This is a genomic window from Microcystis flos-aquae FACHB-1344 (genome assembly GCF_014698375.1).
GTDB lineage: Bacteria > Cyanobacteriota > Cyanobacteriia > Cyanobacteriales > Microcystaceae > Microcystis > Microcystis aeruginosa.
The window spans coordinates 1-7,963 of sequence record NZ_JACJSW010000219.1; the positions used below are offsets into that span (position 1 = coordinate 1).

At 40.6% G+C, this 7,963-nt stretch carries 6 protein-coding genes and 2 pseudogenes; 6 read left to right on the top strand and 2 right to left on the bottom strand.

Annotated features, from left to right (window positions below; genetic code table 11):
- Window positions 1-161 precede the first annotated feature (161 nt).
- The 3 genes from hemJ (at window position 162) to nusB (ending at window position 3,468) form a co-directional block, all read left to right on the top strand.
- On the top strand, window positions 162-749 hold the full coding sequence (gene hemJ / locus H6G48_RS23155) for a protoporphyrinogen oxidase HemJ (protein WP_079207816.1): 588 nt from the start codon (window positions 162-164) through the stop codon (window positions 747-749).
- A gap of 446 nt (window positions 750-1,195) precedes the next feature.
- The gene (locus tag H6G48_RS23160) at window positions 1,196-2,659 is read left to right on the top strand and encodes a DNA phosphorothioation system restriction enzyme (RefSeq protein ID WP_190723442.1); all 1,464 of its coding nucleotides are present in this window, start codon (window positions 1,196-1,198) and stop codon (window positions 2,657-2,659) included.
- A gap of 155 nt (window positions 2,660-2,814) precedes the next feature.
- Entirely contained in the window at window positions 2,815-3,468 is a 654-nt protein-coding gene (gene nusB / locus H6G48_RS23165) for a transcription antitermination factor NusB (RefSeq protein WP_002796775.1), read from the top strand.
- An 18-nt stretch (window positions 3,469-3,486) separates the two neighbouring features.
- On the opposite strand, the gene H6G48_RS23170 is transcribed toward nusB, so the two are convergent.
- Together H6G48_RS23170 and gloA are read right to left on the bottom strand one after the other, a co-directional pair.
- Window positions 3,487-3,960, bottom strand: coding sequence for a CYTH domain-containing protein (locus H6G48_RS23170; RefSeq protein WP_190723445.1), 474 nt, complete (start codon window positions 3,958-3,960; stop codon window positions 3,487-3,489).
- 10 nt (window positions 3,961-3,970) lie between these two features.
- Complete coding sequence (gloA, locus tag H6G48_RS23175; RefSeq protein ID WP_190723447.1) at window positions 3,971-4,381, bottom strand: lactoylglutathione lyase; 411 nt, start codon at window positions 4,379-4,381, stop codon at window positions 3,971-3,973.
- Between the two features lie 232 nt (window positions 4,382-4,613).
- Here gloA and H6G48_RS23180 point away from each other — a divergent pair.
- The 3 genes and pseudogenes from H6G48_RS23180 to H6G48_RS23195 form a co-directional block, all read left to right on the top strand.
- Window positions 4,614-5,043, top strand: a pseudogene (locus H6G48_RS23180) (RNA-guided endonuclease TnpB family protein); the annotation flags it as partial.
- 755 nt (window positions 5,044-5,798) lie between these two features.
- The gene (locus H6G48_RS23190) at window positions 5,799-7,043 is read left to right on the top strand and encodes a PulJ/GspJ family protein (RefSeq protein WP_190723449.1); all 1,245 of its coding nucleotides are present in this window, start codon (window positions 5,799-5,801) and stop codon (window positions 7,041-7,043) included.
- 191 nt (window positions 7,044-7,234) lie between these two features.
- Window positions 7,235-7,963 (top strand): annotated as a pseudogene (locus tag H6G48_RS23195) (ISAs1 family transposase); the annotation flags it as partial.

Below are 7,963 nucleotides of genomic sequence, written 5' to 3' on the forward strand. Positions count from 1 at the left end.
GAGGTTGCATTTAGCAAGAATCCGATAGAGAGGCTTGTAGTTAGCCCTGTACGGGTCAAAGCGTACAAAGCTGATTCAAAGTGCGACGTTTGCGTACAGAATTAGTAACTATGGATAACTCTTAGACTAATTAATTCGGGACTCACATCACAATATAGACTATGGCTTACTATTGGTTTAAAGCATTTCACCTGATTGGGGTAGTTGTTTGGTTTGCGGGACTATTTTATTTGGTACGTTTGTTTGTCTATCACGCGGAGGCAGCAACAGAAACGGAACCCGCACAAGCTATTCTGAAAGCACAATACGAGATCATGGAGAAGCGACTCTACAATATCATTACCACACCGGGGATGATTGTCACCGTGGCCATGGCGATCGGTTTAATCTCCACAGAACCGGAAATTTTAAAATCGGGATGGTTACATATTAAATTATCCTTTGTGGCTCTTTTACTGCTCTATCATTTCTACTGTGGTCGCATCATGAAAAAGCTAGAAAAAGGGGAATGTAATTGGACGGGACAGCAATTTCGGGCATTAAATGAAGCACCAACCCTGTTATTGGTAGTTATTGTCCTTTTGGCAGTATTTAAGAATCAATTACCCCTCGATTTGACCACTTGGTTAATTGTAGCTTTAGTGGTATTAATGGCGGTGACAATCCAACTTTATGCTAAAAAACGTCGCAAAGATCAAGAAAAACTTCGGCAAAATACTCCCCAAAAAGAAGAAGTAGCGACCAGGTAAATTATCTCAATCATTCCCTAGGTTTCTAGGATAACAGTTAAGAGTGGTTTGACAGCTGTGGGATGGTCTTTTTAGTCCATCCCAATTGTATAGGTAGCAACGTTTAGCTTTTAGCTTTTTGGCTTTTTGCTATTTTTGAGCTTATACAAAAACTATTTTTAATAGTGTGATGAACTTCCAAGCTATGGATTGTTTCTCCCTACTCCGGCGCTCCGCTGCTCCCCTATATAGTCATTTCAATTAAGATTGAGAAGATCAATCCCAGAGTTCCTAAGGACTTTGTCGGTCTAGACTGTATCAGACTTATCTGAAATGACTATACCTTTTAAACAGGATTTAGTATAAACCTCTTGCGAACAGCAAACCCTAAATAAAAACAATCTCCTGACGACCGAATCCTGACGACCGAATCCTAACAACAATTTTTGATTTTTACAAGAGGTCCTATGAATAGTTGCTGGATAGATTGGGAAAAAATAACTAGAGATTTTATCAGTTCCCGCAAGCTCAGACAAGTTGCTGAATTGCGAGGATTCTATCGAGTTAATCCCTCTGGTATTCCTAGAATTCCCCCCGATTTAGAATTGAGAGACTACCAAAATACAGCGATTATCAGTTGGTTTCGTAATCGGGGACGGGGAACTTTAAAAATGGCCACCGGCAGCGGTAAAACTATTACTGCTTTAGCTATTGCCATGGAACTTTACCAAGCGATAGAACTGCAAGTATTATTAGTAATTTGCCCCTATCGTCACCTAGTCAATCAATGGCAACGAGAAGCGGAAAAATTTAATCTTAAACCGATTTTAGCCTACGAAAGTGTCCATACATGGCAAAGTCAACTAGCCACAGAGTTATATAATGTGCAAGCAGGTAATCAAAAATTTGTCACTATTTTAACTACTAACTCAACTTTTATTAGCGAGGGGTTTCAATCACAAATAAAATTTTTTCCCGATAAAACTTTAATCGTTGGTGATGAAGCACATAATTTAGGTTCCCCCCGATTAGAAGAATTATTACCCCGTTCTTTAGGTCTAAGATTGGCTCTATCCGCTACTCCTGAAAGATATTTTGATGAGGAAGGAACCGACGCTATTCTTGATTATTTTGGACAAATTCTACAACCAGAATTTACCTTAGCTGATGCTATTAGTAAAGGAGCTTTAGTCAATTATTTTTATTATCCAGTCTTGGTTGAGTTAACCGACGGTGAGGCTTTATTATACGCAAAATTAACCCAAAGAATCGGCTGGACTTTGCAGAAAAATAGTAATTTCAATGCTAATGAAAACCTCACCGCTTTGTTAATGCAAAGGTCACGATTAGTTGGTTCAGCAAGTAATAAATTACAGGCTTTACAACAACTGATGCAAGAGCGTTTAGATACGGATCATACTTTATTTTACTGTGGGGATGGTTATGTGGAAAATTATACTGCTAATTATCGTCGTCAAGTAGAGGCAGTTACTCATTTATTGGGCAATCAATTAGGTTATCGAGTTGCCACCTACACCGCAGAAACTTCCCTAGAAGAACGAGAAAAAATTCGCCAACAATTTGAGGAGGGTTATCTACAAGGATTAGTGGCAATTAGATGTTTAGATGAGGGAGTAGATCTGCCATCAATTCAAAACGCAGTCATTCTGGCTAGTAGTGGTAATCCTCGACAATTTATTCAGCGTCGCGGGCGAATATTGCGACCCCATCCCGATAAAAAACAGGCCACTTTATTTGATATGATTGTTATGCCACCGACCTTAGATCGAGAAACTTGGGAAGTAGAAAGAAATTTATTACGCAAGGAATTAAAACGCTTTCTAGAGTTTGCCCAATTAGCTATTAATGCTCAAGAAGCTGAGACTAAATTAGGGGAGATTCAAGATAGATATTGTCTTTTGTCTAATTAAAACCTGAAAAATTAAATCTTGGCAGCTTTTATGCTAGAATAGAAGTCAGTCAAGAATTGATCTGAAAGTCAAGATTGATCGCCGAGAAAAATTAACCCAACCGAATAGCGATCAATAAAGTTGTCTAATTTTCTTTCCTCTACTTCTAAACTTCTATGTCTCCCCGTCAACAACCCCGCCGCATTGCTCGAGAACTTGCCCTTTTGAGTTTAAGTCAGATTAAAGGCAATCCTGAAAACCTAGAACAGCAAACTTTAAACGATTTAATTTTAGTCGCGGTTAGAACCTTAACCCTGGAAATTCAAGAAACCTTAGAAACCGCCGCCGCCGAAATTAGTCGTGGTAATGAACGGATTCTCGCTAGTGATACTAAGGCGACAAATCTAAAAAGCGCCCAAACCATGGTAAAAGAAGCGATTTCTCTTACTCACAATGCCATTAATCGTTTAGGAACCGTGATAGATTTTCCCGAAATTGTCCAGTTATCTAGTCAGTACGAAGTGCGGGAATATGCCCTAGAATTAATCGGTACAGTCTATCGTCGTCGTGCGGAAATCGAACAGGAATTAACCGGCGCTTTAGTGGATTGGCAACTACATCGTTTACCAAGAATCGATCGGGATATCCTCCAAATTGCCGTGGCAGAAATGCTCTATCTCGATCTACCTCAAAAAGTAGCGATTAATGAAGCAATCGAATTAGCAAAACGTTATTCTGATGATGAAGGTTATCGCTTTATTAATGGCGTTCTCCGACGGGTAACGAATAAGCTAAACGAATCAGAAAAAGCCGTATCCACCCAGAGTTAACCACGAAAGAAATTCATACTACAATGACCACATTTTATAGGGATATTCCTGTAAATTGATATTGTAGTATCGCTCATCTCCCGTGACTTCTTCGCCGATCCAATCAGGAATAGTAATGACTTGATCCTCTTGTTCTAACTCAATTTCAGCCATAATCAAACCTTGATTATCCCCTAAAAATTCATCAACTTCCCAAGTTAAATTATCCAGAGAAATGCGATGACGAATCTTTTCAATTAAAGGTTTCTTACAGAGGTTTTCTAACATGAGCGCCGCATCTTCTAGGGGAATTGCATACTCGAATTCCAGCCGACTAATGCCCTCAGTCTTGCCTTTAATGGTTAAATAACCCCGAGCTCCAACTACACGAACCCGCACGGTTGTCAATCCATCTTGGGTAGGAATATATCCCTGACGATACAACTTGCCGGTCGCAAGCGATCGCCAAGAATCCCCTTTAACCAGAAACTTCCGTTCAATTTCAACAGTCATAAGCTTTTGATTAAGCCGTAGCCACGGCAGTACCTTGGGTTCCTAGTTGAATTAACTCGATCTTGTAACCATTAGGATCTTCCACGAAAGCAATCACCGTAGAACCGTGTTTCATCGGGCCCGGTTCCCGGGTGACATTGCCACCAAGAACTTTAATTTTCTCACAGGTGCTATAGATATCATCCACGCCCAGGGCAATATGACCGTAAGCATTACCGACTTCATAGCGATCGACTCCCCAATTATAGGTCAGTTCGATGACAGCATGATTAGCCTCATCGCCATAACCGACGAAAGCGAGGGTAAATTGACCATTGGGATAGTCTTTCTGGCGCAGTAACTTCATTCCTAGCACATCGCAGTAAAATTGTAGAGATTCCTGCAAGTTATTGACCCGGAGCATGGTGTGTAAGAGACGCATGATTATTTTTAGATGATATCGATCGAAAAATTACTTATCCTTGATTGTAACCAGTCCTTGTGCCTTCTTATCTCCTTGAGGCTCAACAATTATACTAATACAAATGTACGGAAAACTCACCTGTAAAATCACTTACCTTAAATGTCGGATGAATACCCCCGCTAAATTTTTCGACAAGACATCAACCTTTGCGGGGGATGAGAGCCGACCAGGATATTAACCGCGAAGCACGATGTTAAAAAACGGGACACCAGAACAATACCAGAGACTAGATGAAGCAATTAGGACATCTCAGTTTGTGCGTAACTCTTGTGTTCGTTATTGGATGGACAATAAGGGTACAACCCGTAATGATCTCCAAAAGCTTTGTGCTGTACTAGCTAACAATAAAGAGACCCCTTGGGTTAATAAATTAAACTCTCAGGATCGTCAATCGGCTGCGGATAGAGCCTGGCAATCAATTACTAGGTTTTACCAGAATTGTCGATGCCCAGATACCAGGGAAAAAGGGGTTTCCTCGGTTCAAAAAGCCTAGCCGTTCGGTTGAATACAAACTAACAGGCTACCAACTATCTGATGAGGGACGTAAAATCAAGTTCAGCGATGGTTTTAAAGCAGGAGAATTTGATTTATGGTGTAGTCAAGGGACATTAGTTTATTGGTTCTTCCGAACTTACACTGTAGAAAATTCCTCAAGCTCCCTCTCTGCCTGGCAATGCTCTAAAGTTGATAAATATCAATTTAACAAAAACTCAAAGCCTTAGTATACAAGCTTGACAAGCATGAGTTATTGATAGTTTTACATGACAGGTTCGGTAGAGCCAGTTTCGCTTTTACTTTTGGTATTCTGATGGGAGAATGAAACAGCCCTAGGGGCAAGGGGGGGGGGAGAGTCCGACCTCTGGGTGTTTAATGGAGACATTGAGAATCTAAGCTGTCTCGTCGAAGCACGGAATTTACGATAGTGATAGGTCAAGAATCCACCGTCACAGCGTAGCTTGACGGTGGGAGTATGTCAATCATCCTTGATTGTAACCAGTCCTTGTGCCTTCTTATATCCTTGAGGGTCAACAATTATACTAATACAAGTGTACAAACTCACCTGTAAAATCACTTACTCCCCAAAGCGATTAATAGCTGTGAACAAAATCACATTTTTGGCCATACCTAAATCACTATCTAGAGGATTTTCTCGGTCTATTGTGTAGTTAGCGGTGAAGTTAGTTAGGTCAAGACATTTTTGATCGGGAGTTTTCTGGGGAAATTGTCAAGGAAGTAGGTAGTAGTAAATTTTCACTGGTTTCCGAAAACCCTTTTCGACTTGATTGACCGATAGTTTAATAAAATCTCTGTGACTGCAATAAATGTTAAATATTTAGGCAAGTATATGAAATGGGAATCGGGACAGGTTAAAGCTATGCGTTTTTATTTAGAGTACATCAATCACTTGGGTCGTTTGCAGAAAAAATCCGCTCATCGTCGTCTGCAAGCGGGTTTCACGATTACAGAAGTCTTACTGGCAGGTTTGATGATGCTGATTGCCGTCTTGGTGGCCGGAAATGGCCTGATTAACCTGCTCAGAAGTAACTATCGAGCCAATGCCGATAGTGAAATCCGGAATAATCTTAATCGTACTCTAGAGTTTGTTTCAGATGAAGTGAGACGAGCAAGAATTATCGCTAATTCTGAAACAAAGATCACGAGTACTAAAGTACCCAAAGGAGCGAAAGCAGTTCTTGCTTTCCAAATTCCCGACCCCAACAATCCCAGTCAGGCTCCGCTCAATGAACAGATCGTTTACTATACCACCGGCTCTGAAAGTAGCTTGACCGGTCCGCGAGTCTTGTGGCGCTATGGTCCAAACTTGGACGCTAATGGCAACTACACCACCCCCGCAAATGTAAATGTTCCTTGGCAACATTCCCCCGTCACCGATATGTTAGCAGAGACTGTTAATGACCCCAACTGTCCTACGGATTTTAACCTAATCGTCGCCCCTAGCAGTACTGTGGACGGTTTTTTTGCCTGTGTTCACGAGGATGGTAATCAAGTGATTTTGAATGCCAACGCTCAGGTAAACCTCACTACTGGAGATACCGATAAAGATAAAGTTAAATACTCTGTCAGCACCAGCGTTTTCCCCAGAGTTATCTGTGAATCATCTTTATATTGCCTCGGAAGCCCCACCTCTACTACCACCTCTACTACCACCCCTACTACCACCCCTACTACCACCCCTACTACCACCCCTACTCCTCCTTTTTATCAGAAACCTGGTGGCGGGGCTATCAAACCAACTCTACCCATCGTTACCGTGCCGGCAACTGTTACAGCTGAAGTTATTACAGGAGGAACTTGTAAATTCAGTTCTTCCTGCGGTGTTGTTACTGCACCTGACCAATATTTGCCCGGGAAACCGGAAGGAGCTTTCGGTTCACCTGTTCTGGCAGATGCTGGAGATGGCATTATGGTTTCTGTGAATGGGTTGCGTAATGTCTATGAAAACGCTCAAGATCAAACCGTAGACGTATATACCTCTAATAGCAGCAATTTACCTACAAACATCGATCCCCTTACTAATAACCAAATTTTATTCGTGTTTACAACTAAAACGACTCCACCAAACTCCTATCAGATTTTAGTAACCATTGTACCCAAGTAGCTAAACTTATGGCAATAAGCTGAAACCTTGATGTTATCCTAGTTAGGGTTTGCGGCAAAAAGCTTTTCGGTGGTGGCAGGGTGTGGCCCCCCCCAACCCCCTAGGGCTGTTTCATTCTCCCATCAGAATATCAAAAGTAAAAGCGATCACTATCAGGTAAAATGAGAAGTGACCGCCAACCTTTCAAATATATGTTGAGCTTAATAGAAAAACTGAAACAAGTCAAGGACTTTCGGAAAGATCAAGGAAAAAGACACCCTTTATGGATAGTATTAGTAGTAATAATACTAGGAACAATGCTAGGATACTCAGGTTAGAGAGAACTGGGAGAGTTTGCTAAAAATAATCGGCACAGGCTCAGTCAAGAATTTAATATAATTCCCGAAAGAGTCCCATCCTATTCAACAATTAGAAGGGTAATGATGGGAGTTGAATGGCAGATTTTGTTAAAAATGTTTAATGAATGGGCATGACAAGAATATGGACAAAGAGATGACATAAATTGGCTAGGGATGGATGGAAAAAGTCTCAAAAACACCCGAAAAAATCCTAACAATGAACAACAAAATTTTATCATGTTTGTCTCATTGTTTAGTCAAGAAAGTGGCTTAGTATTACACTTAAAAAGAATCGAAAACATAAAAGGGTCTGAAATCGACGAAGGTCAAGCTATAATTCAGGATTGCACTCTCGAAAATAAAGTTTTTATTGGGGATGCTTGGCACTGTCAGAAAAAAACAATCAGCTTAATAGCCAAGAGTAAAAATGATTATGTTATCACCGTTAAAGGAAATCAGAAAAATCTTTATCAGCGAATACAAGACCTGAGTAATTCCTCAAAGCCAGAAAGTTGTTTTCTTGAACAAGATAATAGTCATGGACGAAAAATATCAAGAAAAATAGAAGTTTTTAAAGTGAGG